Raw genomic sequence first — 24,611 nt, 5'->3', positions numbered from 1 at the left:
CCCGTCCTCAAAAGCTGTGGTTGAATTGCTCGGACGAGGTGAACCGCTCGTTGTAGTCGAGCAGGATCGTCCCGGCCTCGGCGTCGAAATGGAACTCGCCGAAGGCACCGTCGCAGTTTTCCCAGCCGCCATGGCTGTCGGAGAGGAAGTCATAGGCCAGGGTCTCGACAGCCTCAGAGAGCAACATGCTGCTGGTCGAAATCTCGCTGATGCCCCTGCTGACCTGCGCGAGCGTGATTGCCGTGTCCGGCATTGGCACAACGGCGTCACCGCGGCGGGCGTCGATATTCTCGATCTGCCCGCTGTCGCCAGCACCGTCGAAGCTGACGATGATCTCGGTGATCCCGGCGGCGCGCATGGCTGCAAACAGGGCCTCTTTGTTCTGCGCCATTGCGGTCGTGCTGAGCGTATGATGCGCCAGTTGCGCGGCATCAAACTGCGCCATGGTGGCCGCCAGGCTGGCTTCCGGGGATGCTGCGATATCGTGGGTCATGGGATGTCTCCTGAGAGCAAAGGACAGGCGAAGCCGACCGGCGCTCTCTCAGGGACCGGAAGGCTCACCCTTCCCGGATCCCTCCTCGACCTCTCCCCTGCCGGGGTTCATCCCGGCACCGTTGCGCGGCGCGCGCCACAGGCGGGTGATCGCGCCCCCCGGGTGGACGGCGCGGCGCACAGCGAAAGCCGCCCAAAGGGGGTGAGGCGCTTACGCGCCTCACTGCCAGGGGTCGATCTCGAGGGCGATGAGCGTCTCATCGCCATCATATTCATCGGCGGGCATGGCGGCATGGCTGCCATCGCCGGCCTGAAACACGACGATCGAGACCATCAGCGTGGCGGCCAGGCTGGCGGCAAAAGCGGTGGCATCCTTCTTGGACATGGGACTGGCTCCTGTCTTTGGAGACGAGGGACCATCCCCCGCTCGACAGGCGCCCGAAGTGTCTGACCGGATCTGCAATCACCCTCGGGCGTTCGGGCCTTTTGCCCGAATCCCCGAGGGCGGCACGCGAAGCGTCAAGCCGACCCCTTGCGGGTTGATTTCAAAGAGACGGATCGGACCAAGGTTTGCGAATGGAAGCGGGGATGGGGCTTTGGCTCTGACAGGGGCCGTGTCCCGTGACGGGATGCCTCCGCTGCCGCTGGCCTTGGCGCTTCGCTGATCAAGGGTGTCGACGTGTTTCAGGCCAGATCAAAGATCTGCAGCGCGCCGACGATGAATAGGGTGGCTTCCAGCGAATGCCTGATAGTCCCTTGGCACAGGGCGCAAGCGCCGAGCTCGCCCCCTTCGCACCCCGCCGAGCACACCGCTCGCCATCCCTGTCCGCAACCGCGAAAATCTCAGTCTGAACAAGAGTCAGGTTGCGTTACGTCGCACACTTGATTGGAAGAAAAACATAGCCTATTTTCTGACACATGAAGACTGTATCTGCCTCTGTTCCCGATCGGATCATGAAGCGTGTCCGCGCAAGCGGACGCGGCAGCGTCTTCACGCCCAGCGACTTTCTGGACTTGGCAGTCCGTGGCGCGGTGGATCAGGCCCTGTCGCGACTGGCGAAGGCCGGAGACCTCCGGCGTCTCGCCCGCGGCCTTTATGACTTCCCCAAAACCCATCCGAAGTTCGGGGTCCTTAGTCCTTCGCCCGACGATGTGGCGAAAGCTCTTGCTCGCGAAACAGGATCAAACCTGCAGATTGACGGCCCACAGGCTGCCAACGCCCTCGGCCTCTCGACGCAGGTCGCGGCGCAGAGCCGTTGGCTGACGGATGGGCCTTCGCGCCGTGTTGTGCTGGGGAAGCGGGTGATCGATCTTCGCCATACCTCGCCCAAGCATCTGATTGCCCCCGGCAGCCCGGCCGGAACCGTGGTGCAGGCCCTGCGCCATGTAGGTGCTGCACGGGCCTCTGACGTGATGCACGCGGCCAGCAGTCACCTCTCGGTCAGTGACAAAAAGCTTCTCGCCAGGAGCGCAACGCAGGCGCCCGCGTGGATGCGGGCAACCCTGCTCTCGATTGCCGACCCAAAACCTTCAGGGTCCGGCGCGGGAGCCGCGCTTGGATAAGGTTGCCCGCCTGTCGGCCGCTGAGCTGGACGCGCCCCTTCCACTTGCCTGCGATGCGGCCTGATTCATGATATTTAGTCCAGAATTCTGAACATATTGATTCCTTTCGTCCATTTTTATGGCCTTCGGTTGACAGCACGCGCGCGCCCATACATCATGCACATAATTATGGACGCGAGTTGATCCTACGTTCAACATAATGAGCACGGCATAGGTCATGAAGCGCGAACGAAGCTATTCCCGTGTAACCCGCGACGCGCTGATCATGCTGGGTAGGATGATCCGCATCGGCCGGCTCGAGCGTGGTCTCACCGCACAGGACCTGGCCGACCGCGCAGGTATCAGTCGCACCACGCTGTCCAATATCGAGAAGGGCGCGGCCGGGCCTGAGGTGGGCATCGTGTTCGAGGTGGCCGCTCTCGCCGGGGTGCCGCTCTTTGGGCAGGACGCGGGCAGCCTGCAGTTGCACAACGCGCATCTGGGAGAAAAGCTCGCCTTGCTGCCCAAAAGCGTAAGACAAAAAGCACGCGAGGTTGATGATGACTTCTGACACCACGCCCAAAGGCGCCTTTGTCTGGGTCTGGTTGCCGGGCGCAGCAGAGCCTGTCGTGGCCGGGCGACTTGATCCGGATGGCACCCGGCTGACCTATACCTATGGCGCCAGCTATCGGCGCAATCCCCGTGCGATCCCGATTTACGAGCCGGAACTGCCCCTGCGCGAGGGAACAATCGAACCCGCACCCGGCCTGGGCATGGCGAGCTGCATCCGGGATGGATCGCCCGATGCCTGGGGCCGCCGCGTCATCATCAACCGGCTGACCGGCAAGAAACCCGATGCGCCCGATGTCCCCGAGCTGAGCGAGCTTACCTTTTTGCTGCAATCGGGATCCGACCGTATTGGTGCGCTCGATTTCCAGGCCTCGGCCACGGAATATGTCCCGCGCCTGGCGACAGAGGCCTCGCTGGCCGAATTGCAGGAAGCAGCAAACCTGATTGAGCAGGGTGTGCCACTGCCGCCCGCGCTGGATCAGGCCCTCAACCACGGCACATCCATTGGCGGCGCGCGCCCCAAGGCCATGATCAATGATGGTGGCCGCAAGTTCATCGCGAAGTTTTCCGCTGGCAACGACACCTATAGCGTGGTCAAGGCCGAGTTCATCGCCATGCGGCTGGCCCGCGCCGCCGGGCTGAACGTCGCGACGGTCGAGATGACCCAGGCCGCGCACAAGGACGTGCTGCTGGTCGAACGCTTTGACCGAACGCATACGGACCTTGGCTGGATCCGGCATGCGATGGTTTCGGCCCTGACCATGCTGGGGCTGGACGAAATGATGGCCCGCTATGCCTCATATGAGGATCTGGCCGAATTGATCCGCCATCGCTTCTCGGAACCCAAGGCAACACTGCACGAGCTTTACGGTCGGATCGCGTTCAATGTCCTTTGCGGCAATACCGATGATCACGCCCGCAACCATGCAGCCTTCTGGGATGGCCGACAGCTGACACTGACCCCGGCCTATGACATCTGCCCACAGGGGCGAACGGGCAGCGAAGCCTCGCAAGCGATGCTGATCAAGGGTGACGCGCGTGCCAGCACGCTTGCCACCTGCCTTGCCGCAGCTCCGGACTTCCACCTGAAGGAAAGCGACGCCGTGGCCCTCATCGAGCGCCAGATCGAAGCGATTGCAGCGGGCTGGCAAGCGACCTGCGATGAGGCCGCGCTTACCCCGGTTGACCGCAGGCTGTTCGCCGGGCGCCAGTTCCTCAACAGCTTCGCGCTTGAGGGGTTGAAGGGGCAGCCGGCGCTGGTGGATGCATATGAGGCCGCGCGAAACGCTCTGATCGCAAACGCGGCAGTCTGAGAGGATCCACGAAGGCCCCGGCCTTTTGACCGGAGCCCTGGTTGGAGGGATTATTCCCCCCGGCGGCTGTTGGGACGCGACCAGATCAGGCTATGGCCCTCACCGTCCTCGTCGTCGAAGAGGTTGGCGTAGATCGGGTGCGAGAAGCTCGGATCGTCCAGCTTCAGGCCCAGATAGTCCCGGCCCTCGGTCGAGCGCTTCGACCAGGCCGCGCCGATCTCCGCGCGGCCCACCAGGATCCGGTGCGAAGGTGCGTTCTCGCCCGTGGCCCGCAGGTCGGGGACGATGCGCACGCCCTTGGCCTGCACGCTCAGGGTGACGATTTCTCCGGTGTATTCGTTGCCGATCTTCTTGAAGGTGCCGATGGTCGCCATTGTCTGTCTCCATTCTCTCGTGTTCGGGCCCGCTCCATTGCGTCCTCGATGGCGATCGACAGGCAGGAGACGACGGCCGGCGCAGTCCCGCTTGGGACCCTGACAGCACAGGCAGGGCTTTCTTGTCTTCCGCGAGGAATGGGCGAAGCCCAGGGGAAGAAAGTCCCACGACGCTGTTGCGCCGAGACGTCGAAGCGCGCTCCCGCGCGCTGATCTTCGGCCAGATCAGCCCATCACAGAGGACGCATGCGAGCGGTCCCGTCACCTCCAGAGAGACAGGAGACAGCGGCGATCCTGAAGGAACCGGCAGGAAGACCCGACAGGCGACCACCGGCGATCATCACCCAGGCTGCAAACAGGCCAGTGCGCACCCTTCCCCGCCGACCTGCCGCCACGGGCTAGGCAAAGCACCGGACCCGTATACTGCCGGGCCGCCGGATCGGCACATGCCGCCGTAGCGCACGACCGGGAAGAGGGACGGGGCCGGAAGCGCAATCAGAGGGTGCCACCGATCTGCGAACCCGACGACCAAAGAGGCCGGAAAGAGGGAATAACAGATCCCTGCACGCCCATAACTACCGGGTGTAAAAGTGCCAACCTCTGGCCGAGGTCGACAGGCCGTGCTGGCCAGAGGCCATCTTGGTGCAAGGGGCCCGAGCCAACCGCATGACAGGTCAAGAGAAGCCCCCTCATTTCTCGATCGGGTGCTGCAGATTTATGGACATAATCGGCTTTGACGAAGAGTGATAACCAGAAAGATGGCGATTAAGCACTCGCCGGGGCTGAGCCGGCTGCACTGCCGTTGTGTTGCCCCCCCTTACAGCTCTCACGCCTCGACCTGTGCAGTAAGGCTTCGTCGGATCTCCTGACCATCCCGACCCGGCGGCGATCCGAACAGGCGGCGATACTCGCGGCTGAACTGCGACGGGCTTTCATACCCGATGGCATAGCCGATCCGCGCGACATCGGCGCTTTCGGCGAGCAGCAGGCGACGCGCCTCCTGAAGACGCAACTGCTTCTGGTATTGCACCGGCGTCATTGCCGTCACGGTCTTGACGTGGCGGTGGAATGTCGCGGGGCTCACTCCCGCGACAGCCGCCAACTCACGCACGTTCAACTGATCCGCGAAGCCCTCGCGGATGCAGGCGATGGCCCGAAAGATCCGCGCCATATGACTGCCCGCGAGGCCGATCTGCCGCAGCGCGGGCCCCATGGGTCCGTTCAGCAAGAGCCAGGTGATCTTGCGTCGGATCATCGGTGCAAGGATCGTGATATCACGCGGTCGGGCGCAGAGGGTCAGCAGGCGGCAGAGCGCATCGACAAGCTCCGCCTTGAGCGCATGAACCGCCAGCGCCGCGCCCGCAGGCGTCTCCTCTGTTCCACCCAACTCCAGCAAAAGGTCAGAGATCGTGGCGAGATCCAGCGCGAGACTGAAGGGCAGATAGGGGCGCTCCGGCGTCGCGCGGGTGATCTCAGCCCGGATCGGCACCTCCATCGACGCGATCAGGCATTTCCCCTCATCATACCGATAGGCGCGGTCCCCGAGCATGCTCGGTCTTGGCGCCTTGCACGACAACACAAAGCGAGGGGCGTTAGACAGCGTGGATCGGGCCGGTCGGTGCCGCGACCGAGGTCAGCAGCAGGCCATCGACCTGGGTTTCCCGGGCATGTGCCCGCCATTGGCGGTCAATCAGGTCCTTGAGCGGCGAGAGGTAATTGGTTTCCATGCCCCGCACTCTAGTCACTGACCTATCAGGGTGCACCCCGGCATCCCGCATGAATGAGAGGATCGTGCAAGGATATGGGAAGATCCGCGTCGCCGGTCCGCATGGGACAGCGCTATCTTCACATTGAACCGGCGGCGTTGCCCCCGGCCCTGCCCTACACTGCGAAAGGAACAGCCCATGCGTTATCACACTCTCGGCCCGAGCGGCCTTCTGGTCTCTGAACTCTGCCTCGGCACCATGACCTTCGGCGGATCGGACGGCATGTGAGGCCAGATCGGCCAGTTGCAACAGGATGAGGCCGACACACTGGTCAGAGCGGCCTTTGACGCTGGCCTCAATTTCATCGACACCGCCAATGTCTATGCTGGCGGCGAGAGCGAGCGGATCCTCGGCCAGGCGATCCGCAACCTCGGCATCCCGCGCGACGATGTGGTGATCGCGACCAAGGTTCTGGGACCGATGGGCGACGGGCCGAATGCCCGTGGTGCCTCGCGCGCCCATATCATGGCGCAGGCCAAGGCCAGCCTGTCGCGGCTGCAGATTGATTATATCGACCTCTACCAGATCCACGGCTTCGATCCGGTGACACCGATTGTCGAGACGCTGGAGGCGCTCGACACGCTCGTCCGGCAAGGCCATGTGCGCTACATTGGCCTGTCGAATTGGGCAGCCTGGCAGATCGTCAAGGCCATCGGCATCACTGATGCGCGAAAGCTGGCACCGATCCTGTCCTTGCAGGCCTATTACACGCTGGTCGGTCGCGATCTGGAGCGCGAGATTGCGCCGATGCTGCGCGCCGAAGGTCTTGGCCTGATGGTCTGGAGCCCGCTGGCCGGGGGCTTCCTGTCGGGCAAATATAGCGGCGGCACTACCGCCAATGACGGCCGGCGTGCGAGCTTCAACTTCCCGCCCGTGGATCTGGCGCGCGGCGATGCCGCCATTGCGGTGATGCGCGGGATAGCCTCGGGCAAGGACTGCACGGTGGCGCAGGTGGCCCTCGCCTGGCTCTTGCACCAGCCGGCGGTGACCAGCGTGATCGTCGGCGCCAAACGGATCGAGCAGTTGCAAGACAACATCCGCTCGACCGAGGTGGCGCTGTCCGCCGAGGATCTGGCCGCGCTCGACAGCGTGACGAAACTTCCGCCGAATATCCAGGCTGGATGCTGGAGCGCCAGTCGCAATACCGGGCATCGTTTGCCTCGGAAAAGGGCTGATATGCTCTCAACGTCCCGCCACAGTTACGGCGGGGCGTTTTTCAGCCTGTCCCGACCAGAAAGAAGCCGGCGGCAAGCAAGATAGTTTCGCTCTCCATCCCGCTTCCGCCTTTGCCTGATGTTGCGGGGCGCTCGTCTGTTTGATGCTCCGGTTTACTGCGTCAAGGCCGGTGGGCGCCTGGCCGATCATCTCCATGCTCAGCCAGGCCGGAAATGTCAGCCCGGCATCATGCCACGGATGCGATCCAGCAATGCCCTGCTGACCGGGATTCCATCGCGCAGGTTCCGCTGCCGCATGGCATGCCGGCGGCTGCCTGGCAGCCGGGCGCCCTGATCCGAAATCGCGTCAAGCATCTGCTCTGCCTGTGTCTGCTCCATCTCCCCCGCCAGCAGAACCGGATTGAAGGCGATGATCAACTCGCCATGGCAGGGGGCGGCGTTGTGCCCCTGATCGAAGGCCGCCGAGGCCCGGCTGGTCCGGTCTCCAATGAGCGGGCCTGCCAGTAATTCGATCATCGTGGCCAGCGCCGAGCCCTTGTGCCCGCCGAAGGGCAGCATCGCCCCGGCCAGAACCTCTGCCGGATCCGTGGTGGGCTGACCCCCGGCATCCAGCCCCCAGCCTTCGGGGATGGATCTGCCCGCTTGCCGGTGCATCGCGATATCCGCGCGCGCGGCGGCCGTTGTGGCAAAATCGAACACATAGGGGGCCTTGCCGCCGGGCCGCGGCCAGGCGAAGGCCAGTGGATTGGTGCCCAGAACCGGCCGCGTGCCGCCCGCAGGGGCCACCCAGTCATGGGTCGGGTTCATCGACATCGCAGCCAGACCCTCTGCCGCGATCTCCTCGACCAGCGGCCAGAGAGCTGTCGCGTGAAAGCCGTTGTTGACCGCCATGAATGCAATGCCCAGATTGCGCGCACTGGAGATCAGAGCGGGAAGGCCGGTCTGCGCCGCAAGGGCCGAGAAGCCGAAACGCGCATCGACGCGCAAAACCGCCGGGGTCACCTGCGTTACCGCCGGAACCGCCTCCCGGTTGAAGGCCGGATGGGCCATGGTGTCGCGCGTTCCGGGCAGTCGTTGCAAACCGTGGGACAGGCATCCGTCACGCTGCGCGCGCGTCAGAAACCCGGCCATGGCTGCCGCCTGCAGCTGCGACACCCCGTGAGATACCAGAAAACCCTGCGCCAGCGCGAGGATCTCTGCCTCGGTCATCCGTATCTCATCAGACATGCTGGTTCTCCTTCACTGCGGTGCGCAGCATATCGCCCGCCCTTTCCCTGTCCATTGTGCCTAGCCGGTCAACAATCGTGGCCGAGGCAGCGTTCAGCGCCTGCACCGAGGAGATGTCCCAGATATGCGCATCCGAAACGTCGACCACCACCCGCGCAGGCGGGTTGCGATAGTCGAACGCCGCGCTGAAATCCTCGACCGAGCCGTAGAACAGCTGGCCCTCGACGCGGTAGGTGCGGGTGCCCGCGTCTTCGCTGGAGGTCACCCGGAACAGCTGCGCGATCTTCGCCGCGAAGAACAGGCCCGAGAGTAGCACGCCCACCCCCATGCCAATGGCGAGGTTGTGCGTCCAGATCACCGCCGCCACCGTGGTCAGCATCACCACCGATCTTGACCGGAGATGGGTGCGCAGATTGCCGAGCGACGCCCAGGAAAACGTGCCGATAGACACCATGACCATGATCGCCACCAGCGCCGGCATCGGGATCAGGCTGACCCAATCGCCAAGCGAAACGCAGAAGATCAGCAGCATCACCCCGGCAAAGCCGCACGAGAGCCGTCCGCGCCCGCCGGATTTCACGTTGATAATGCTCTGCCCGATCATCGCGCAGCCAGCCATGCCGCCGATGAAGCCGGTGCCGAAATTCGCCAGCCCCTGACCGATGCATTCCTGATTGCGGTCGGATTTCGTATTGGTGACCTCGTCGATCAGATTGGCGGTCATCAGGCTTTCCAGCAGGCCCACGACAGCAACCGCCAGCGCATAGGGAAAGATGATCGCCAGCGTCTGATAGGTCAGCGGCACATTGGGCAACAGGAAGACCGGCAATGTATCGGGCAGCGCGCCCATATCGCCGACATTGCGCACATCAAGATCCAGCGCCAGCACCAGCGCCGTCAGCACGATGATCGTGATCAGAGGCGACGGAATGGAGGTGGTCAGGCGCAGAAACAGATAGATGATCGCCAGCCCAAGCGCGCCCAACGGATAGGTCAGCATCGGCACGCGACCCGGGTCCAGTTTCGGCAGTTGCGCTAGAAAGATCAGGATCGCGAGGGCGTTGACGAAGCCGGTCATCACCGATTTCGACACATAGCGCATGACGAAGCCCAGTTTCAGCAACCCCATGCCGATCTGCAACAGCCCCGCCAGAATTGTCGCGGCCAGCAGATATTGCAGACCGTTCTCCTTGACCAGGGTCACCATCAGCACCGCCTTGGAGGCGGTCGCGGCCGAGATCATCCCGGGCCGCCCACCGGCAATCGCGGTGATGAGCGCGATGGAAAAACTGGCGTAAAGCCCGACCTTGGGATCGACGCCCGCAATGATGGAAAAGGCAATGGCCTCGGGGATCAGCGCCAGCGCCACCACAAGGCCGGACAGGAGATCGGGGCGGATATTGCCAAACCATTGGCTCCGGTAGTCAGCGAGAGAAAGCATGTGGAATGTCCTAACCAGCCGTCGCCTGCCGGACTGTCAAAGCTGTAGGGGCTTTTCAGGTTGTCCGGCGGATCGGCGGCCGGAAGAGCCACCCGGGGATCGCACCCGGGTCCATGTGTTTCGGCAGCGTTGATACGCGCTGTCGCTGCGGCGAACAAGCATGAGCCGGGACCTAGGGCTCAGTCGCTTTGCGTCACCATTGCCCGTGCAACCAGTTCCGCCCAGGTGAGGTTGCCAAACACCCGCTCCGCCACCTGCTCTGCCGGCTGCCAAAGCGTTGGCAGGCTGCCCATCCTGAACAGATCATTCCGGTTGGCAAAAACCAAGTGCTGCCAGCCATTCGCCCGGACAACAGCGCGGAGCACGACAGCGCGCGGCAAGGGCGGCAGGGCGGCCATCATCACCTGCAAGTGTTGCAGATCCTCCGGTCCAACATCCTGCGGCGAAAACACCTGCCAGCGCCGGCTCTGCCAAGTGAACTCGGCTCGCTGCGGCCAGTTCAGGGTGCCAATGCCGCCCGACATCGCCGCAGGTCTGCGGTTGGCGGGCAGTAGAATAACATCCGGCGCGCCAGGGGCCGCCTCGACCTGCACCAGCTGGCCGCGAAAGATGCTGATCGTATTGCCCTTGTTGCGCTGCTTGCGGCCGATCTCCAGAAAGCCCGCCTGCCAGCTGCGATCCGCGATGCGCCCCGTGACCAGATTGCGCATCATCCGGGTATTGCCTTCGGGAAGGACCCCTTCGGGCAGCAGGCGCCAGGTCGAGGCGACGGGTTGATGCTCCAGCCCGCGCGCCCGTGCCAGCGCCGGCAGGAAGGCGCTGTCGAGGCCAAGGCGCAGCATCCATGCCGCCATCGCCGCGCCGTTCAGCCCAAGGGCCAGCGCCAGAAAGGCGGCCAGTCCGGGTTCGCCCTGCCAACCGCCGAGGGCGAGGAACAGGGCCACACCGACCACAGCAGGTGCCACGATGATCCATCTGGCCCGCGACAACGCACAGGCCAGATCTGCCAGCCAGGGGGCGTCCTCATTCGCTGTCATCGGGGGGCCTCCTTTCCCGAGCCTGGCCGGACCCGCATCCTCAATTCCGGATCGAGAGCTTATCGTTGCGTCCCTCGACCGCCATGGCGCGTTCGACACCGGCCTCGGTCACATTGGACTTGCGGCTGGTGATGTTGCGCAGGGTCGGGATAGCCGCAAGGCTGGCCAGCCCGTCATCGCCCAACCTGGTCTCTTCGAGCATGATCGAGCTGAGCGGCAGGTTTGAAAGCGCCGCAACGCCCTCGTCACCAACCGCCGTTTTCGACAGCCACAGCGTCTCGATCGAAGTCGAGCGCCCCAGATCCGCCATGCCCGCATCGGTTACATCCGTGCCGTTAAGATAGAGCGTGCGCAGCCCCGGCAGCGCCGCAAGCGCCGCCAGCCCGGCATCCGAGATACGGTTTTCCCACAGGAAGGCGTTGCGCAGAGTGGGGATCTGCGCCAGTTCCAGCACCCCTTCATCGGTCAGCGCAGCGTGATGCAGCCCGATCTCGTCGAACCCAGGCAGCGCCGCGAGTTGCGCCGCCCCCTTGCCGGTGACGGCACTGCGGTTCAGGATCAGGGATTTTAGCTTCGGCGCAGAGGACAGCGGCGCAAAGATCGCATCCGTCACGCCCAGCGAGATCAGCGACAGGCGTTGCAGCGTCGGATGGCCCGCCAATTTGGCCACACCGGCATCGGTGACAGAGGTGCCGTCAAGTTGCAGCCCCTCCAGCACCGGCAGCGCCGCTACCGTCGGCATGATGGCATCGGTCAGGGCCTTGTTTCCGCTCAGTTCCAGCATCTTCAGGGTCTGGATACCACCAAGCGCCTGCACATGGGCGTCGGTCAGATCGGCGATCTTCCAGGAGACGAACCACAGGTTCGGTACAGCCTCCAAAGCGCGCAGGCCCTCGGGGGTCAGGCCCTTGACGCCATCCAGCGCCAGATGGCCCAGCCGGGGCAGCTTGGCCAGCAGCACAAGGTCGGCATCGGTCAGGCTTTCGCGCATCGTATGCGGGATCGAGATGGATTGCAGATCGGCAAAGCCGGCCGCATCGACCGGGCCGTTTTTCCATTTGATCTCCAACTGGTTCAGCCGGTCGATCACCGCCTGATCGGCAAAACCCGTCATCGGCACCGCCAGCAGCGCAAGCGAGAGGGCTGCGCCCATCAGGCGCCGGATCGGGAATGTCATTGTCTTCTCCATGGGTTTCATCGCTTCAGGGACAGGTCAGGTTCAATTCGGCCAGACCGGCCTCGATGCCCATCTCACGCCCACCGTCACCGGCGAGGCGCGGGACCGGGCGCAGCCGGACGGCCATGTCCCGGTAATCGGCCAGTTCGGCGGCGCTGGCCCCTTTGGTGCCGAGGCTGCGGATATGGGCCTCCATGTCGCCGCCATATTGGTGCAGGGCCGCCAGATCGCGGGCGACAGCCAGACGCTGCGCACAATCATTCGGGGGCGACGGCTGAACACAGGCCCCGAGCAAAAGCGCAGCCAGCAGAGCAGAAACACGGCCCATCACTCGGCCATCTCGAACTGTGCGATACGCCCCTCAAGCCAGCCATTGCGGGATGCCTGTTGCGTGCCAAGGCATGCAGCGGTGATCACCGCCTCCCAGGATCCGCCGGCCATGGCATATCCCGCCAGCGCGCAATCGGCATCGCGTGACGCCTCCCAGGCGATTGCCGAGGCGGCAAGGCGCGCAGCGCCATTCGGGGCATCTTCGACGTAACTCTCGTCTTGCGGGGCGATCAGCGCCGACAGACGCTCCATCAGCAGATCCGTGCGGGCGGTTTCACGCTGCCAGTATGTGTCGAGGCAGGCGACTGTTGCCGCAGTATCGGTTTCGTCATCACAAGACGCCCCCTGCGCAAAGGCCGGGAGAGCGAAAACGGCAAGCCCAAGGGCAGCCAGAGCAGATGGAATCTTCATCCTGTCAATCCTGCAAAGGGGAAAAGGGCGGCGTCAGCAGCGCCGGGCCGCCAAAGCCCCCGCGATTGCGGAAGCCTGCAAATTCATCCAGCCCGCTGGCGGCGGTCGCCGGGTCGCCCGCCGTTATCGTGATCCGGCGCAGGGTCCAGCCGTGGTCCATCCAGTGGTCGGTCAGGCTTGACCGCCCATCTGCGAGCTGCTGATCGATCCGGCTGATGCCCGTGGCCGGATCATAGCCAGCCTCGGCAAGAGGGGCGCGCGCCTTCACCGCCGCAATATCGGCGAGAAAGCCCGGGACATCCGTGCTCCAGTAGAGCTCCACCCGGATATTGCCCGCCAAATCAAGAGCAAGCTGGCCCGGATCAGACCCGCCCTGCGATGCCAGCCGCTGCGCAACAGCGTCCAGCCAGGCCGCGCCTTCCGCAAGAACAGGCGCCGCCAAAACCGCACCCGCCCCTGCCCCTGCTAGCAGCATCCGCCGCGTCAGACTCGCATCCACGATCGGGTCACTCCGCCGCTTCGGCCTCTAGATCCTCGATATTCCAGATCATGCTCTCGCAATAGCCCGCCTTGTCGCCCTCGAAGAGGTCGTTCAGGCCGTGCTCCATCTTCTCGGTAAAGGCGGCGACCTCGGCCTCGGGGGCGCCCATCACCGCGATATTCGCATGGCGCAGCATGTCCTCGGCATATTCAAACCCCTCGCAATTGTCCGAGACCCAGACCAGCAGGAAGGTATGCAGCGAAAGCTCTTCGGCCATGGCGGGGGCCGCGCCGAACAGGGCACCGGCAAGAGCGGCCGAGGCCAGGAGTTTACGGGTCATGGGGTCTTCCTTCGAAAGTGTCAGAGCAATCCGCCCGGATCCCATGATAGGGTCAGGCAGGCGACACTTTCCCCGATTCTGCCTGTTCGTGAATAACCCGGATGGGTTAATCGACATCTCTCATGCAAGTTCATCGAGGCGCGCGATAACGTCGCGCCACTTCAGAAAGAACAGAAGCTGCCCCGCATCGGGATAGACCGTGAACTCGATCCAGGGATGTTCATCCCGCTGCTCGACCATGGTTTCCTGCGGGGTCTGCGGATCCTGCTCGCCGCTGAAGAACAGAACCTTCATCCGTCCGTTTTCGACACCTGAGCGAAGTTGCGCCATCGGCCCTGTCCAGTCGGCTTGCGCCAGCGCCGCCACGCTTTGTGCGAAAGGCCCCGCCGCACAATGATCCGCTGAGAGCATAACCTCGGATCCGACGATCATCGCCTCTGCCACATCGGGGATCGCGAAGGTCGCGGCATCGGCGGGCGAGGAGGAAAAGACCGAAGCCAGAAAGCGGGTCTTGCCATAGCGACGCGCCATCGCAGCACCCGCGCGCACCATGAACGGCAGCAGATGCGGCGTCAGCCGCGCGCCGCCAAGGATGAAGCGATGCCACTTGCCCATGCGCTGGATCTGTTCGCTGCTGGTCAGTGGCAGGGCGCCGGCACAGGCCAGCAGCGCCGAGAAACGCTGCGGCGCTGCCGCGTAAAGCCGGATTGCCAGCAGGCTGTCATCGCCAAGCGTCAGGATCGGCAGGCGGGGAATGCGCAGGTGATCCAGCAGATCGAGATGATCGCTGATGAACTGCCGGAAAAACTCGCTCCGTGCCGGAGCGGGGCTGGAGCCACCATAGCCGGCGCGGATCGGAACGATGATGCGCAGCCCCCGGCGCAGCGCATCGGCCTCGGCCTTGGGTGGCCAGCGCACGAACCCCATATCGAGCGGCAGAAACAGGACCGGACGGCCCTCGGGGTTGCCAAAGACCAGATACTCCATCTGTCGGCCGCCCTTGAGCGCGAAGCGGCGGGTCTCGACCTCGGCAGGCCCTGTCCGGCGCTCGGACGCCGGCAGGGCCTGATCCCGCAGACTGTTCAAAGTCGTCAAAGCCAGCCGGATAAGCTCCTGCTGGCTGCGCGTGCCGGTGCGGCTTTGCAGGGATTTGAGCTGCACCCGGACCGTTTCCAGGCTGCGCCGGCGCTGCGCTGCGATATCGGCCACCGAGAGCCCTTCGGCGAGGAAGCGCAGCACCTCGATCTCGCTGGGCGAGAGGCCGAAGCTGTCCTCCATCAGTTGGGCAAAGCCGTCAGGCCAATGGATTTCCGAGGTGACGCACAGCACAAAGGCGGCTTCGGTCGGCGGACGGCAAAGCCGCAATTGCAGGACAAGCAGGCGGCCCGTGTCGCGCAGACGTAAGCACAGCACCCGCGAGATGGGTGCGTTGGACTGCAAAAGACTGGCAGCCAGCGTGATCAGCTTGTCCGCCTCGCCCCTCGCAAGCGGCAGATCGCGCGCCCTTGCACCGGCGGTCAGGCCGAACATCAGCGTGGTCGCGTTGTTCACCGCCGCCATATGACCCCGGCCATCTACCGTGAAACAGGCCGTCTGGCGGATCCGCTCGACCTGAGCCGCGGCCCCATCGTCCTGCGGGGTCATCAGCACCTGCTCGAGCACGCGATCAGCGCGCAGCACATGGCGCCCGACCAGATCATGAGGATCGGTCGCACCCGCCATCTGCCCCTCAAGCGCCGGGCGCAGCATGGTCTCCCAATGGTCGATCATCGCCTCATAATGCCCCGGATCCACCGCAACATCGTAGAGGTGCCCTATCAACTGATGCTCAGGGGAGGCGGTGTCATTCATCTGCTGCAATGCTTTCAAACAAACAGCCGCGATCCTCGCCCTTATGTCGCGTGGCGGTCAAGCAAAAGACAAGGGAATATGGTCAAGCACAGCCGCAACCTCGAAAAACTGCTCCGCATCGCGGAGTATAGTGCTCAGCCGAGGGGCCCCGGTATCAATGCCCGATACGCTGATAGGTCGTGCAGATCTCGACAAACCGCGTATAGGATCTGACCATCGTCTGCATGGTCCCGGTTTGCGTGCAGTGCCATTCGTTCTCGCGCAACGTGGCGATGACCGGCGAGTTGAAGCTCTCGATCAGGATCCATGGCGCGTAGCCCAACACCACCAGGACCGGAACGACGGTCAGGAATATGACGGCGATGTTGAAACGCGTCTCCGTGCGGATCGTATCCTTGATCAGCCGAACCAGAAACCAGGCACAACCGAGAGACCAGGCGGTGGCAGCAGGGTAGGCGAGATAGATCATGCGGGTACGAGGGCTGAACCGGGCCGGGTGCACGGGTGTTGCAGTTCAGGTCAGTATATCCATCGCAGCGACGCCATGAATAACCCACATGGAGTAATGTGCGGTTTACGGAAGAAAAACATTGCCTTGCTTCAATACCGTTAAGCCGCTCCCTGACCCTCATTTCCGCCACATCACCTGCGGCGCACACCGGTTGCCGTCTGCATGCAGGGTCTACAGAGTTTTTCCGGCCTCGTCCTCCATCCGGCAAAACTCGACGAAGAATCGAACGGGGCCCAATGGGGCAACCTCGTGCTGTTCCTCGGGTCGGATCACGGGATGGATGCCAGGGCCAAGGTCGAACACCCGGTCCCGCACCAGTTCGCGGAAGCGAAGCCTGCCCTCCAGCACGTGCAGCTGCGCCCAGGTGCCCGCCTTGGTGGCATGGGCGCGCAGAAGCCCCAGCGGAATGCTGGTCTCGGTGAACTCGGGCGTGCGCTTGTAGGGCTGCAGCCCCGTGGGCCAGTCGGTCATTGCTCCACCTCCAAAGGGTGCAGGGCGATATCAGCCAGCGTCGAGCGGTCAAGCTCTGCCATGAAGGCGGCCTCGGCCCGGCGCAGGCGCGATTTCAGGCCGCAGCGCCCGTCGACGGTGCAGGCCAACGCGCCCGGCGTCAGGCAATCGACCAGCCCCGAGCCACTCTCTTCCAGCAAACGCACCACTGCCCCGAGGCGCAGCGTCCCGGCCGGGACCGCCAGCATCGCCCCGCCACCACCGCCCCGGCGCGTGCTCAGGATGCCGCCCTGCGCCAGCCGCTGCACGATCTTGGCCAGATGATGCCGCGACAGGCCAAACTCATCCGCCAGTTCGGCGGTGGAAAAGCCACGCGACGGATCCGAGGCGATCCGCATCAGGGCGCGCAGGCCGTAGTCAGTGAAGGCGGTGAGGCGCATGGTCGCAATCAATCAGTATTTGAAATACCAATTAGCAGGATTATCCTGTCCTGCAAGGCGGCGTGACAGCGCGCCGCAGCCGGAGAGCCAGATGACCAGTACCGCACCCGCCCTTCCCCCGACGATGCGCCCCGAGGTGACCGCCGCGCTGATGGCAGAGACCGGCCTCGACAGCCGGATGCTGCATGACCTGGTGCACGGGTTTTACGACCGCGTGCAGCAGGATCCGATGCTGGGTCCTGTCTTTGCCGAACGGATCACCGACTGGGGGCCGCATCTGGAAAAGATGGTCGCCTTCTGGCATTCGGTCGCGCTGATGACTGGCATCTACAAAGGCGCCCCGATGCCCGCCCATGTCGCTCTGCCTGTTGAATGGGCGCATTTCGAGCGCTGGCTGGAGCTCTTCCGCCTGACCGCGCAGGAGATCTGTCCGCCTGACGGCGCCGCCCATGTGATCGAGCGCGCCGAGCGGATCGCGCGTTCTCTGAACATGGCGATAGAGGACCACCGGTCCCGTCAAAGCGACATGATGGCACCACCGAGGCTTTGAATGGCGATACCGAATTGACCAGCCAAGGCGGACATCGAGTCCCCAACCGAGGAAATGCGCTTCGGCACCGGTATTGAATGGCCGAGTGAGGGGCGCCTCTATGCCTCATGACCGAAGGGCGTAAGCAAAAAGAAAGGCCCGGTCACGAAGACCGAGCCAGTTTGAGAGGATAGAGGCGAGGGCGACCACGGCCGCCCTCGGGACTGGTCATTCTGCGGCGATGCGATGCCCCGGATTCTGCTCTTCATCTTCGGAGGGCTCTTCGTCCTCGCTGTCGCCCGAGAGGAAGTCCGGCAAGGCGTTCGCTTCGGAACCGTCGGCATCTGCCGAGTCTGCAAAGGCCTCGTGGTCCTCCATCCGCAGCGGCTCCGGCAACCAGCCGCTGCCTGCCAGCAGCCGTTCGGCCTCCGTCGCCATCTCGCCTTTCTTCAGATGACCGATCAGTTCCACCGCCTGATCGCCGACACCTTCACGCACGGCATCCAGGATACGCACCTTGGTGACGCGACCGAGGTAATTGGCGACCGTCGGCTTCCAGCCCGTTTCGACCAGATCGAGACCCGTCATGCGCGCGAGCCGATCCGCTTCATGCAGCCGCCGATCCAGGCCATGCTGGCTGATGCCATTGCCGCTATAGGGGTTCGGTCGCTCATAGAGCGCGTTGACCCCGAAGCTTAGGCAATGCGCCAGCAGAGCCTGACGGCTTGCCTCGTCAAGATCGTGCAGCCAGTCCCAGAGACGGTCATCGCCGTCATCAAGCGGGATATCCGCCCGCCAGGCCGCATGCCGTTCGTCGATGGCCTGCGCCGGGATCGAGTCGCCAAGGTCAGGAGCCTGCACCGACAGATGCACTTCGCTGACACGGGCCTGCAGCGCATTGCCCGAGCTGCGGATGCCGAAGCAGTCGAGCACCAGCCGGTGCAAGAGCGCGGTCATCGCGATGCGCGGGCTATTCGCCACAGCATCGCGAAGGGCCAGTGTCCGATGGGCCGTCAGTTCGATCACCAGCCGTTCGGGGAGAGGCTTGATCGCCTCGCCTTCGTCTTCTTCCTCCTCGGGCGAAGTCGCCGGCTCTCCTCCGAGGCTGATCACCGCACGCTGGTGGTAGGTTTCCGGCTCGCCGCGCTGCAGCACCTCGCCGGTCTCGGGATCGACGATCTCGGGCTCCGGTTCCAGCGGTGCTTCATCCTCGGCCCGGACGTAACCGCGCTCGATCAGCAGCGTGCCATCGACATCGAGGCTGACGAAGACCCCGGCCCGCGCCATCTGCGCCGGATCGTAGATCATCGGCCGCATCTCGAAGGCGCCGAGGGTCTTCTCGATCTCGCCCATCCGGGCATCGACCTCATCGGGGTATTCCTCAGCTTGCGCATATTCGGCCTCAAGCCGGTCGTATTCGTCTCGCAGCGCCTCGCGGGTGGCGCGCTCGTCCTCGGTCAGATCGACCGTGGTGCCGATCAACTGCCGCATGCCATAGGCGTGGCTGTAGGGGAAGCTGACCGCGAGCTCGATCCATTTCCAGCCCTCGGCGGCGATGATCTCGGCCTCGGCCTTCAGCTTCTCGTTCACCAGCCGGTCGAGCAGCACCGGATCCTGCAGCCAGCCGCCATCGTCCTGCTGGAAGAGGTCGCGCAGCACATAGCCGCCCGCCGCCTCATAGGCCTCGATGCCGACAAAGGTGACGCGCTTGTCGGAGGCCCGCACCGTGGTCTCGGTCAGCAGGCGGCGGATGTTGTAGGGTTCCTTCGACCAGCTGTCCTTCACCGCCTCCCAGACCTGAACCTGGCGCTCATGGTCCGAAGAGATGGTGAAGGCCATCAGCTGCTCCAGCGTCATGCCGTCCTCGGCATAGATCTCGAGCAGCGCGGGCGCGACCGAGACCAGCCGCAAGCGCTGTTTCACCACTTTGGCATCAACGAAGAAGGCGGCCGCAATGGCCTCCTCGGTCATGCCCTTCTCGCGCATGGCCTGGAAGGCGCGGAACTGGTCGACCGGATGCAGCGGTGCGCGCTCGATATTCTCGGCCAGCGACACCTCGTCGATCAGCACGTCGTCGGTTGCGTCGGACACGATGCAGGGGACCGGGGCGGTTTGGGCGAGGCGCTTCTGCTTCACCAGCACCTCCAGCGCCCGGAAGCGGCGACCGCCGGCGGGCACCTCGACCATGCCGGTCTCGGTACCATCCTCGCCCATAACCGGGCGGACATGCAGCGACTGGATCAGTCCGCGACGGGCGATGGACTCGGCCAGTTCATCGACCGAAACGCCGGCCTTGACGCGCCGGACGTTGGACTGGCTCAGCACCAGCTTGTTGAAGGGAATGTCGCGCGAGGACGACAGGGTGATCTTCTGAACGGCAGTGGCCATGTCAGATACTCCGAGGACGGGCGCCGGGGAGACCCTCTCTCCGGCTACCAACCCGTCATGGAAAACCCCTCCCCACTCTCCCTCTCCTGACCGGCGGCAAGGAAACGGTCGAACGGCCAAAGGCCCAGCCCATCTCGGGCATTGATCTGGAACGGATTTCCTTGGCCAGGGGGCAAGCCTGTGCAACAATATCACGATCCCGCCATGCGCCAGATCTTCCCTGCCAGCCAAAAGGAATGATCATGTATCATCACATCCTGATTTCCACCGATGGATCGGAAACCGCCACCAAGGGCCTCGACCACGGCTTGACGCTGGCCAAGACCCTCGGCGCGAAGGTGACCATCGTCACCGTCACGGAAGCCTTCCCGATCTATGCAGCGGCCGCGGGCGGGGCATGGGTCGCACCCATCGAGGTCAGCGGCGGGTTCGAGGAAAGCCAGAAGGAACTGGCCGATGGCATCCTGAGAACTGCGAAGGAAGCTGCGGACAAGATCGGTGTAGTCGCCGAGGTTCTGCATATCCCCAATGCCCAACCTGCCGAGGCGATTGTCGAGACTGCGAAAGCGCGGGATTGTAGCCTGATCTGCATGTCCTCGCACGGCCGGCGTGGCCTTGGTCGTCTGTTGCTCGGCAGCCAGACCGCCGAAGTGCTGGCCCACAGCCCGGTGCCGGTGCTGGTCGTCCGCTGAGGGCGAGTTGATATGCCTGCGCTGCGAGATGACCTGATGCCCGACACGCCGCCATCCCCGGAGCCGTGCGTTGTCGGACGATGAAATGCCATCTTCATGGCTCGATCTTCTGCGCGACGCTGAGGGTCTGCCAGAAAATATCCTGTCCCTGATCGGTTCTGACGCGGATCCGGAGACAGAGCAGATCGCCGAGCGCCTGACGGATCGCGGGCTCTTCAGGGTCATAAGCGCAAAGCGTTACCAACTGACCGATGCGGGGCGCGAAGTTCTTGCCAGGTCGCCCCGGTCGAAGCTGCGCAATGCCAACGGCAAAAGCAGCTGGCTCGGCAGGCTGCTGTCACGGCGTTAATGCCGTACGTGCAGGCAAGACGACATACCCCTGGGCGGCATCCCGCCCAAGGCCCACCGCAAATCCTTGCGAGCAGAAGACGCGCTCCCTACTTCCTGGTCGGGCGAAGATGCCAGCGACAACAAGAACATATGGGCATGCTGACAATGCGCTATCTGCTTGCATATTATTCCGGCACCACCAGCCAATGGCGGTGCCTCGACACCAATCTGCTGCCGCAGCAGATCGACAGAGCCGAAGATCTGGCGGCGGCGCTGGAAAACGCACCGATGATCGCGCTGTCCTGGATGTTGGAGCGCCGCCCATTCGGCAGCTATCAGGCGACCGTAGACGGTAAGAGCGTTGAATGCGTGATGGTCTATGAACTGGAGCCAACGGCGGCTTCACCGCTCGGCAATGGCACGGACTATGTCGGCCCCTGGTTGGAAATGTTCATGCAGACGAACGAGCCGATCGGAACAATCGGCCTCGGGGCAGGAAAGCCGATACCGAAGGAGGCGGCTATCAGCGCACTCCGGCAACTGGCGAGCACCCCGCTGCAAGCCTCAGATGAGGCATGCCAGCAGACCATAGGCCGCATGCGTGATTACGCTTCGTCTGCGGCAGAGCACGCCGAAGCCCTGCCAGCAGCAGAGAAGCAGGAAACGGCTTGAACGTCCACGCTGCGTGAAATTCAAGATTACGATCCTGCGCCAAAGTTAACATGGTCATCGGGATCCAACAGGAGCTGACCCATATGACCACGACCAACGATATCGCCGCCAAAGTCGCGGAAGAGAATGGCCTGACCAAGGTTCAGGCCAAATCTGCCGTCGAGGCGGTCTTCAAAGCCGTGACCGACGCCGCCATTGCCGGCGAAGAAACCTCGATCCCCGGTTTTGGCAAGTTCAAGGTCAAGGAAACCGCCGAACGCGAAGGCCGCAACCCGGCCACCGGCGCAACCGTGATCATTGCTGCCTCAAAGAAGCTGGCCTTTACGCCTGCCAAGGCCGTGAAAGACGCGCTGAAAGCGTGAGGCCACAGGCAGACCAGGCGCCTCTGCTGCATGGACAGGTTTCCCCTTGCAGCAGAGAGCTGTATCGCTCTCAGCCCTTCTCCTTGAGCCACTTCCGAATCCGGACTCGCGCATTGGCGTAGGGAGAAGACGTATTGAACTGGATCATCCGGCCCTTCGTCCATTTCCCATACCAGGGCCCGCCGTAGAGTTCGGGGTCGGACCGTGCGGAAATCGTGTCGACCAGCCGGGTCCTGGCCTCGGTCAGGCGTGCCAACAGACTGACCCAATCCAAAGCCTCATGATCCCGGTAGAACTTCTGGGCCAGCAGACCGAGTTCATTCCATTTGAACCCGGCCTCGGGAAAATCGACCGGCTCGCCCCGGTCGTCACGATCCAGCCACTTGAGCACCAAATCGTTCCACCCGATCAGATAAGCTACCAAATCGGCTGGGCTCATCATTGTCCCCGCCGCGTGCCCCGCGAGTGATGCCTCCCTTGCACGGTCAGTTCAACCCCTCGCGAGATCGATGGTGAGGCGATCAAATGTCGTCGCAATCGCTTCCAGTAGCTCGGCTTTTGTACTTGGAACCACCATCCGGCTCTTCTCCGTCATTCAGCTACAATTCTTAACGGTGTATCTGACTGGCGTTTCAGGTGAAGGATGGCAAGCCAGACCCGTGTCCGGTGAGTATTTGGCGACCTGTCGCTCAGAGATCACCGCGAGCACGCAGACTGATCTCACGCCCTGCCCCGACGATGATGTGGTCATGCAGGGTAAGACCCAGCGTTTTGCAGCCCTTCTGGATCTCCTTCGTCATCTTCAGGTCGGCATCAGACGGTTCGGGATCACCACTGGGGTGATTGTGGACCAGGATCAGCGCCGATGCGTTCATCAGAAGCGCACATTTCAGCACCTCGCGCGGATACACCGGCACATGATCGACGGTGCCGACCGAGACCCGAACATCGGAAATCAGCCGGTTCTTTCGGTCAAGGTAGAGAACATGAAAGCACTCGACCTCACCCCGTACCGCGATGGCACAATAGTCCAGGACAGCCTGCCAGGAGGTCAGCAGCGGGTTTTGGTTGAAATAGCGCGCAAGAATCTCACGCGCCTCAAGGATGACAGTTTTCTCCTGCTCAGTCATCGGCCCGCCCTCCGGGACCGCTGGCATGCGTTGCGCCCCCCATCACCGTCATCATCACACACGACGAACTGGAACTCCTGGGTGATGAAGTCGTTGAGCCGGATCGCCAGCTCCATATTCGTGGCAACCGAAAGGCCAAGAGCCATGAAGGCGGCGTAAACAGCGGTATCCACTTTTTCGTCGAAGGTTTGCATCAGGGGTCTCTCGGGATGAGAAGCCCGCCGCCCGCATCTATAAAGCCGCGAGCGCTTGGGCCGGGAATGGGAAGGGACGCGGCAACCGAGAACCAGGAGCCGGGCTGCCGCGCGATGATGGGAAGAATGGGTGCGCGACTGCTGTCAGCCCGCGCGCTCGAGCAGCTTCTTCGCCTTGCCCTCCAGCTCAAGCCGGGTGTCCTGCTGGGTCTTGTCCCGCGCGAGACGCGTGATCCCCTGAACAAAGTCGAAGATGCTCTCCGCCGGGTGGCCCTCCTCCACCAGCACCTTGTCGATGATCTTGCCCGCCTCGAGCTTCGAGAAGCCGCGCTTGCGCAGGAAGGCTTCCCGGTCCTCATCCGTCCGGGCCACAATCTGCTGACGGGCCGCCTTGATCCCGTTGATGAACCCCGAGGGCGAGGAATTGGCAAAGCGGGTCAGCGCCGGTGCCGCCTCATGGGCGAACCGCGAGGCGGCGTATTTCGAATGGCGGATGGTGATCTCCTGGAATTCTTCCTGCCCCCAGATGTTCCGGTTCTGGCACACAGCACGCAGATAGAAGCTGGCGATACCGAGTGTCTTGGCCCCGACCTCCGAGTTCCAGCAGTAGAAGCCGCGAAAGTAGAGATCCGGCGATCCGTCGGGCAGCTTGCCCGCCTCGATGGGATTGTGATCGTCCACGAGGAAGAGGAACACATCGCGGTCCGAAGCATAGAGCGTGGTCGTGTCGCGGGTGATGTCGACGTCCGGGTTATAGACCCCGGTCGACCAGTCGAGCCTGCCCGGCACTTTCCAGCGCGTGTCACCGGTGCCATTGCCCGCGATGCGCTGCACCGCCTCGACCAGCTCATGATCATAGATCCGCCCGTAATCCGGGCCGGTCACCGCGCGCAGTTCCGTCCTGCCGTCTTCGGTCTCGAAGGTCTTGATCTGCTCGGCCCGATGGCCGGAGAGGCCATACTGCAGATTAATCCCCGCCAGAGGCGCAGGCAGTTGACGCAGATACGAGGCCGGTGCGCCGACCAAGCTTGCAAGCTGGCCAAAGGCCCAATGGGTCGGTGCCAGCGGCGCATCGGCTTTCGGCAGGATCAGTTGCAGCCGCTCGGCATTGTCACGGCTGGCCTCGACATGGATCTTCGCCGTCTCGACGATGCGGGACGTGCTGCGCTCCGAGCGCGCCTTGACCGAGGCCCAGAGGTCATCGAGCGAAAGATAGCGCTCATCATCGGGCCGGTTGAACCATTCGGATGACACCCGGCCATTGCGCTCACCCCGGCTGACATCCACCTTATAGCCGCCGCGCGCCGGTCGCGCGGGTTCCAGAATTTGTATGTTGTTCATGACAGTCACTCCGCGACGGGCCGCCGGAGGCCTCTCCTCCAGCCC

The 24,611-nt window shown here is 63.6% G+C and carries 27 protein-coding genes, 3 pseudogenes and 1 other annotated feature; of the genes and pseudogenes, 9 read left to right on the top strand and 21 right to left on the bottom strand.

Features of this window, described 5'->3' with window-relative positions; genetic code table 11:
• Positions 1 to 7: 7 nt before the first annotated feature.
• Positions 8 to 493 carry a DUF6878 family protein gene (locus tag Q9295_RS12580; protein WP_306680912.1) on the bottom strand — a complete coding sequence of 162 codons (486 nt, stop codon included), beginning with the start codon at positions 491 to 493 and terminating at the stop codon, positions 8 to 10.
• Positions 494 to 712: 219 nt separating this feature from the next.
• Positions 713 to 877 carry a hypothetical protein gene (locus Q9295_RS12575; protein WP_169742256.1) on the bottom strand — a complete coding sequence of 55 codons (165 nt, stop codon included), beginning with the start codon at positions 875 to 877 and terminating at the stop codon, positions 713 to 715.
• Between the two features lie 533 nt (positions 878 to 1,410).
• Between Q9295_RS12575 and Q9295_RS12570 the strand changes: the two genes are divergently transcribed.
• From Q9295_RS12570 to Q9295_RS12560, 3 genes are all read left to right on the top strand, one after another.
• A complete protein-coding gene (locus Q9295_RS12570; RefSeq protein ID WP_306680911.1) occupies positions 1,411 to 2,055 on the top strand; it encodes a DUF6088 family protein in 645 nt (214 codons plus the stop codon).
• 217 nt (positions 2,056 to 2,272) lie between these two features.
• Positions 2,273 to 2,605 carry a helix-turn-helix transcriptional regulator gene (locus Q9295_RS12565; RefSeq protein WP_306680910.1) on the top strand — a complete coding sequence of 111 codons (333 nt, stop codon included), beginning with the start codon at positions 2,273 to 2,275 and terminating at the stop codon, positions 2,603 to 2,605.
• On the top strand, positions 2,592 to 3,917 hold the full coding sequence (locus Q9295_RS12560) for a type II toxin-antitoxin system HipA family toxin (RefSeq protein WP_306680909.1): 1,326 nt from the start codon (positions 2,592 to 2,594) through the stop codon (positions 3,915 to 3,917). The genes Q9295_RS12565 and Q9295_RS12560 overlap by 14 nt, the downstream gene beginning before the upstream one ends.
• A 50-nt stretch (positions 3,918 to 3,967) precedes the next feature.
• On the opposite strand, the gene Q9295_RS12555 is transcribed toward Q9295_RS12560, so the two are convergent.
• A complete protein-coding gene (locus Q9295_RS12555) occupies positions 3,968 to 4,291 on the bottom strand; it encodes a DUF736 domain-containing protein (protein ID WP_306680908.1) in 324 nt (107 codons plus the stop codon).
• An 826-nt stretch (positions 4,292 to 5,117) separates the two neighbouring features.
• Positions 5,118 to 6,018: pseudogene (locus Q9295_RS12550) on the bottom strand (AraC family transcriptional regulator).
• A 177-nt stretch (positions 6,019 to 6,195) separates the two neighbouring features.
• Between Q9295_RS12550 and Q9295_RS12545 the strand changes: the two are divergent.
• Positions 6,196 to 7,232, top strand: a pseudogene (locus tag Q9295_RS12545) (aldo/keto reductase).
• Between the two features lie 216 nt (positions 7,233 to 7,448).
• Here Q9295_RS12545 and Q9295_RS12540 read toward each other — a convergent pair.
• From Q9295_RS12540 to Q9295_RS12485, 12 genes are all read right to left on the bottom strand, one after another.
• Positions 7,449 to 8,441 carry an Ldh family oxidoreductase gene (locus tag Q9295_RS12540; protein ID WP_306680907.1) on the bottom strand — a complete coding sequence of 331 codons (993 nt, stop codon included), beginning with the start codon at positions 8,439 to 8,441 and terminating at the stop codon, positions 7,449 to 7,451.
• Positions 8,442 to 8,451: 10 nt separating this feature from the next.
• Positions 8,452 to 9,900 carry a SulP family inorganic anion transporter gene (locus Q9295_RS12535; RefSeq protein ID WP_306680906.1) on the bottom strand — a complete coding sequence of 483 codons (1,449 nt, stop codon included), beginning with the start codon at positions 9,898 to 9,900 and terminating at the stop codon, positions 8,452 to 8,454.
• Between the two features lie 58 nt (positions 9,901 to 9,958).
• Positions 9,959 to 10,016, bottom strand: a sequence feature (sul1 is cis-regulatory element that is thought to sense ions involved in sulfur or methionine metabolism; They are found in Alphaproteobacteria).
• 63 nt (positions 10,017 to 10,079) lie between these two features.
• A complete protein-coding gene (locus Q9295_RS12530; RefSeq protein ID WP_306680905.1) occupies positions 10,080 to 10,937 on the bottom strand; it encodes a hypothetical protein in 858 nt (285 codons plus the stop codon).
• A 40-nt stretch (positions 10,938 to 10,977) separates the two neighbouring features.
• The gene (locus Q9295_RS12525) at positions 10,978 to 12,114 is read right to left on the bottom strand and encodes a leucine-rich repeat domain-containing protein (RefSeq protein WP_306680904.1); all 1,137 of its coding nucleotides are present in this window, start codon (positions 12,112 to 12,114) and stop codon (positions 10,978 to 10,980) included.
• Between the two features lie 25 nt (positions 12,115 to 12,139).
• The gene (locus tag Q9295_RS12520; RefSeq protein WP_306680903.1) at positions 12,140 to 12,442 is read right to left on the bottom strand and encodes a hypothetical protein; all 303 of its coding nucleotides are present in this window, start codon (positions 12,440 to 12,442) and stop codon (positions 12,140 to 12,142) included.
• Complete coding sequence (locus Q9295_RS12515; protein WP_306680902.1) at positions 12,442 to 12,855, bottom strand: lysozyme inhibitor LprI family protein; 414 nt, start codon at positions 12,853 to 12,855, stop codon at positions 12,442 to 12,444. The genes Q9295_RS12520 and Q9295_RS12515 overlap by 1 nt, the downstream gene beginning before the upstream one ends.
• A gap of 4 nt (positions 12,856 to 12,859) precedes the next feature.
• Positions 12,860 to 13,354: a hypothetical protein gene (locus tag Q9295_RS12510; RefSeq protein WP_306680901.1), complete on the bottom strand. Its 495-nt coding sequence runs from the start codon at positions 13,352 to 13,354 to the stop codon at positions 12,860 to 12,862.
• A gap of 7 nt (positions 13,355 to 13,361) precedes the next feature.
• Positions 13,362 to 13,676, bottom strand: coding sequence for a hypothetical protein (locus Q9295_RS12505; protein WP_306680900.1), 315 nt, complete (start codon positions 13,674 to 13,676; stop codon positions 13,362 to 13,364).
• 120 nt (positions 13,677 to 13,796) lie between these two features.
• A complete protein-coding gene (locus Q9295_RS12500; RefSeq protein ID WP_306680899.1) occupies positions 13,797 to 15,527 on the bottom strand; it encodes a LuxR C-terminal-related transcriptional regulator in 1,731 nt (576 codons plus the stop codon).
• A gap of 154 nt (positions 15,528 to 15,681) precedes the next feature.
• Entirely contained in the window at positions 15,682 to 15,996 is a 315-nt protein-coding gene (locus Q9295_RS12495; protein ID WP_306680898.1) for a hypothetical protein, read from the bottom strand.
• Between the two features lie 213 nt (positions 15,997 to 16,209).
• Positions 16,210 to 16,509: a TehB family protein gene (locus tag Q9295_RS12490; protein WP_306680896.1), complete on the bottom strand. Its 300-nt coding sequence runs from the start codon at positions 16,507 to 16,509 to the stop codon at positions 16,210 to 16,212.
• Positions 16,506 to 16,928 (bottom strand): RrF2 family transcriptional regulator, encoded by a 423-nt coding sequence (locus Q9295_RS12485; protein ID WP_306680895.1) that lies wholly within the window; start codon positions 16,926 to 16,928, stop codon positions 16,506 to 16,508. The genes Q9295_RS12490 and Q9295_RS12485 overlap by 4 nt, the downstream gene beginning before the upstream one ends.
• Positions 16,929 to 17,019: 91 nt before the next feature.
• Here Q9295_RS12485 and Q9295_RS12480 point away from each other — a divergent pair, with 91 nt between their 5' ends.
• Positions 17,020 to 17,478 carry a group III truncated hemoglobin gene (locus Q9295_RS12480; protein ID WP_306680894.1) on the top strand — a complete coding sequence of 153 codons (459 nt, stop codon included), beginning with the start codon at positions 17,020 to 17,022 and terminating at the stop codon, positions 17,476 to 17,478.
• A gap of 207 nt (positions 17,479 to 17,685) precedes the next feature.
• Here the strand turns inward: Q9295_RS12480 and Q9295_RS12475 are convergent, their stop codons facing one another.
• Positions 17,686 to 19,845, bottom strand: a complete 2,160-nt coding sequence (locus tag Q9295_RS12475) for a ParB/RepB/Spo0J family partition protein (protein ID WP_306680893.1) — start codon at positions 19,843 to 19,845, stop codon at positions 17,686 to 17,688.
• 242 nt (positions 19,846 to 20,087) lie between these two features.
• On the opposite strand from Q9295_RS12475, the gene Q9295_RS12470 reads away from it, so the two are divergent.
• From Q9295_RS12470 to Q9295_RS12455, 4 genes are all read left to right on the top strand, one after another.
• Positions 20,088 to 20,537 (top strand): universal stress protein, encoded by a 450-nt coding sequence (locus tag Q9295_RS12470; protein ID WP_155046323.1) that lies wholly within the window; start codon positions 20,088 to 20,090, stop codon positions 20,535 to 20,537.
• 70 nt (positions 20,538 to 20,607) lie between these two features.
• The gene (locus Q9295_RS12465; protein ID WP_306680892.1) at positions 20,608 to 20,886 is read left to right on the top strand and encodes a hypothetical protein; all 279 of its coding nucleotides are present in this window, start codon (positions 20,608 to 20,610) and stop codon (positions 20,884 to 20,886) included.
• Positions 20,887 to 21,023: 137 nt separating this feature from the next.
• Positions 21,024 to 21,539: a hypothetical protein gene (locus Q9295_RS12460; protein WP_306680891.1), complete on the top strand. Its 516-nt coding sequence runs from the start codon at positions 21,024 to 21,026 to the stop codon at positions 21,537 to 21,539.
• 83 nt (positions 21,540 to 21,622) lie between these two features.
• Positions 21,623 to 21,901, top strand: coding sequence for an HU family DNA-binding protein (locus tag Q9295_RS12455; RefSeq protein ID WP_306680890.1), 279 nt, complete (start codon positions 21,623 to 21,625; stop codon positions 21,899 to 21,901).
• 70 nt (positions 21,902 to 21,971) lie between these two features.
• On the opposite strand, the pseudogene Q9295_RS12450 reads toward Q9295_RS12455, so the two are convergent.
• From Q9295_RS12450 to Q9295_RS12435, 4 genes and pseudogenes are all read right to left on the bottom strand, one after another.
• Positions 21,972 to 22,361 (bottom strand): annotated as a pseudogene (locus tag Q9295_RS12450) (ClbS/DfsB family four-helix bundle protein); the annotation flags it as partial.
• Positions 22,362 to 22,590: 229 nt separating this feature from the next.
• On the bottom strand, positions 22,591 to 23,031 hold the full coding sequence (locus Q9295_RS12445) for a JAB domain-containing protein (protein WP_306680889.1): 441 nt from the start codon (positions 23,029 to 23,031) through the stop codon (positions 22,591 to 22,593).
• Complete coding sequence (locus Q9295_RS12440) at positions 23,028 to 23,225, bottom strand: hypothetical protein (protein ID WP_306680888.1); 198 nt, start codon at positions 23,223 to 23,225, stop codon at positions 23,028 to 23,030. The genes Q9295_RS12445 and Q9295_RS12440 overlap by 4 nt, the downstream gene beginning before the upstream one ends.
• A gap of 144 nt (positions 23,226 to 23,369) precedes the next feature.
• On the bottom strand, positions 23,370 to 24,566 hold the full coding sequence (locus tag Q9295_RS12435; RefSeq protein WP_306680887.1) for a DUF932 domain-containing protein: 1,197 nt from the start codon (positions 24,564 to 24,566) through the stop codon (positions 23,370 to 23,372).
• Positions 24,567 to 24,611 lie beyond the last annotated feature (45 nt).

This window comes from Pseudogemmobacter lacusdianii (assembly GCF_030848395.1).
GTDB lineage: Bacteria > Pseudomonadota > Alphaproteobacteria > Rhodobacterales > Rhodobacteraceae > Pseudogemmobacter > Pseudogemmobacter lacusdianii.
The sequence above is the reverse complement of the archived record's forward strand: the minus strand, read 5'-3'. Positions and strand labels throughout refer to the sequence as shown.

Coding starts and splice junctions, on each gene's coding strand:
- Q9295_RS12490 (WP_306680896.1), bottom strand. CDS start 16,509: ATGACCGACTGGCCCACGGGGCTGCAGCCCTACAAGCGCACGCCCGAG.
- Q9295_RS12580 (WP_306680912.1), bottom strand. CDS start 493: ATGACCCACGATATCGCAGCATCCCCGGAAGCCAGCCTGGCGGCCACC.
- Q9295_RS12520 (WP_306680903.1), bottom strand. CDS start 12,442: ATGGGCCGTGTTTCTGCTCTGCTGGCTGCGCTTTTGCTCGGGGCCTGT.
- Q9295_RS12495 (WP_306680898.1), bottom strand. CDS start 15,996: ATGATCTATCTCGCCTACCCTGCTGCCACCGCCTGGTCTCTCGGTTGT.
- Q9295_RS12570 (WP_306680911.1), top strand. CDS start 1,411: ATGAAGACTGTATCTGCCTCTGTTCCCGATCGGATCATGAAGCGTGTC.
- Q9295_RS12500 (WP_306680899.1), bottom strand. CDS start 15,527: ATGAATGACACCGCCTCCCCTGAGCATCAGTTGATAGGGCACCTCTAC.
- Q9295_RS12540 (WP_306680907.1), bottom strand. CDS start 8,441: ATGACCGAGGCAGAGATCCTCGCGCTGGCGCAGGGTTTTCTGGTATCT.
- Q9295_RS12555 (WP_306680908.1), bottom strand. CDS start 4,291: ATGGCGACCATCGGCACCTTCAAGAAGATCGGCAACGAATACACCGGA.
- Q9295_RS12515 (WP_306680902.1), bottom strand. CDS start 12,855: ATGAAGATTCCATCTGCTCTGGCTGCCCTTGGGCTTGCCGTTTTCGCT.
- Q9295_RS12485 (WP_306680895.1), bottom strand. CDS start 16,928: ATGCGCCTCACCGCCTTCACTGACTACGGCCTGCGCGCCCTGATGCGG.
- Q9295_RS12480 (WP_306680894.1), top strand. CDS start 17,020: ATGACCAGTACCGCACCCGCCCTTCCCCCGACGATGCGCCCCGAGGTG.
- Q9295_RS12435 (WP_306680887.1), bottom strand. CDS start 24,566: ATGAACAACATACAAATTCTGGAACCCGCGCGACCGGCGCGCGGCGGC.
- Q9295_RS12530 (WP_306680905.1), bottom strand. CDS start 10,937: ATGACAGCGAATGAGGACGCCCCCTGGCTGGCAGATCTGGCCTGTGCG.
- Q9295_RS12440 (WP_306680888.1), bottom strand. CDS start 23,225: ATGCAAACCTTCGACGAAAAAGTGGATACCGCTGTTTACGCCGCCTTC.
- Q9295_RS12505 (WP_306680900.1), bottom strand. CDS start 13,676: ATGACCCGTAAACTCCTGGCCTCGGCCGCTCTTGCCGGTGCCCTGTTC.
- Q9295_RS12535 (WP_306680906.1), bottom strand. CDS start 9,900: ATGCTTTCTCTCGCTGACTACCGGAGCCAATGGTTTGGCAATATCCGC.
- Q9295_RS12470 (WP_155046323.1), top strand. CDS start 20,088: ATGTATCATCACATCCTGATTTCCACCGATGGATCGGAAACCGCCACC.
- Q9295_RS12560 (WP_306680909.1), top strand. CDS start 2,592: ATGATGACTTCTGACACCACGCCCAAAGGCGCCTTTGTCTGGGTCTGG.
- Q9295_RS12460 (WP_306680891.1), top strand. CDS start 21,024: ATGCTGACAATGCGCTATCTGCTTGCATATTATTCCGGCACCACCAGC.
- Q9295_RS12575 (WP_169742256.1), bottom strand. CDS start 877: ATGTCCAAGAAGGATGCCACCGCTTTTGCCGCCAGCCTGGCCGCCACG.
- Q9295_RS12525 (WP_306680904.1), bottom strand. CDS start 12,114: ATGACATTCCCGATCCGGCGCCTGATGGGCGCAGCCCTCTCGCTTGCG.
- Q9295_RS12565 (WP_306680910.1), top strand. CDS start 2,273: ATGAAGCGCGAACGAAGCTATTCCCGTGTAACCCGCGACGCGCTGATC.
- Q9295_RS12445 (WP_306680889.1), bottom strand. CDS start 23,031: ATGACTGAGCAGGAGAAAACTGTCATCCTTGAGGCGCGTGAGATTCTT.
- Q9295_RS12475 (WP_306680893.1), bottom strand. CDS start 19,845: ATGGCCACTGCCGTTCAGAAGATCACCCTGTCGTCCTCGCGCGACATT.
- Q9295_RS12455 (WP_306680890.1), top strand. CDS start 21,623: ATGACCACGACCAACGATATCGCCGCCAAAGTCGCGGAAGAGAATGGC.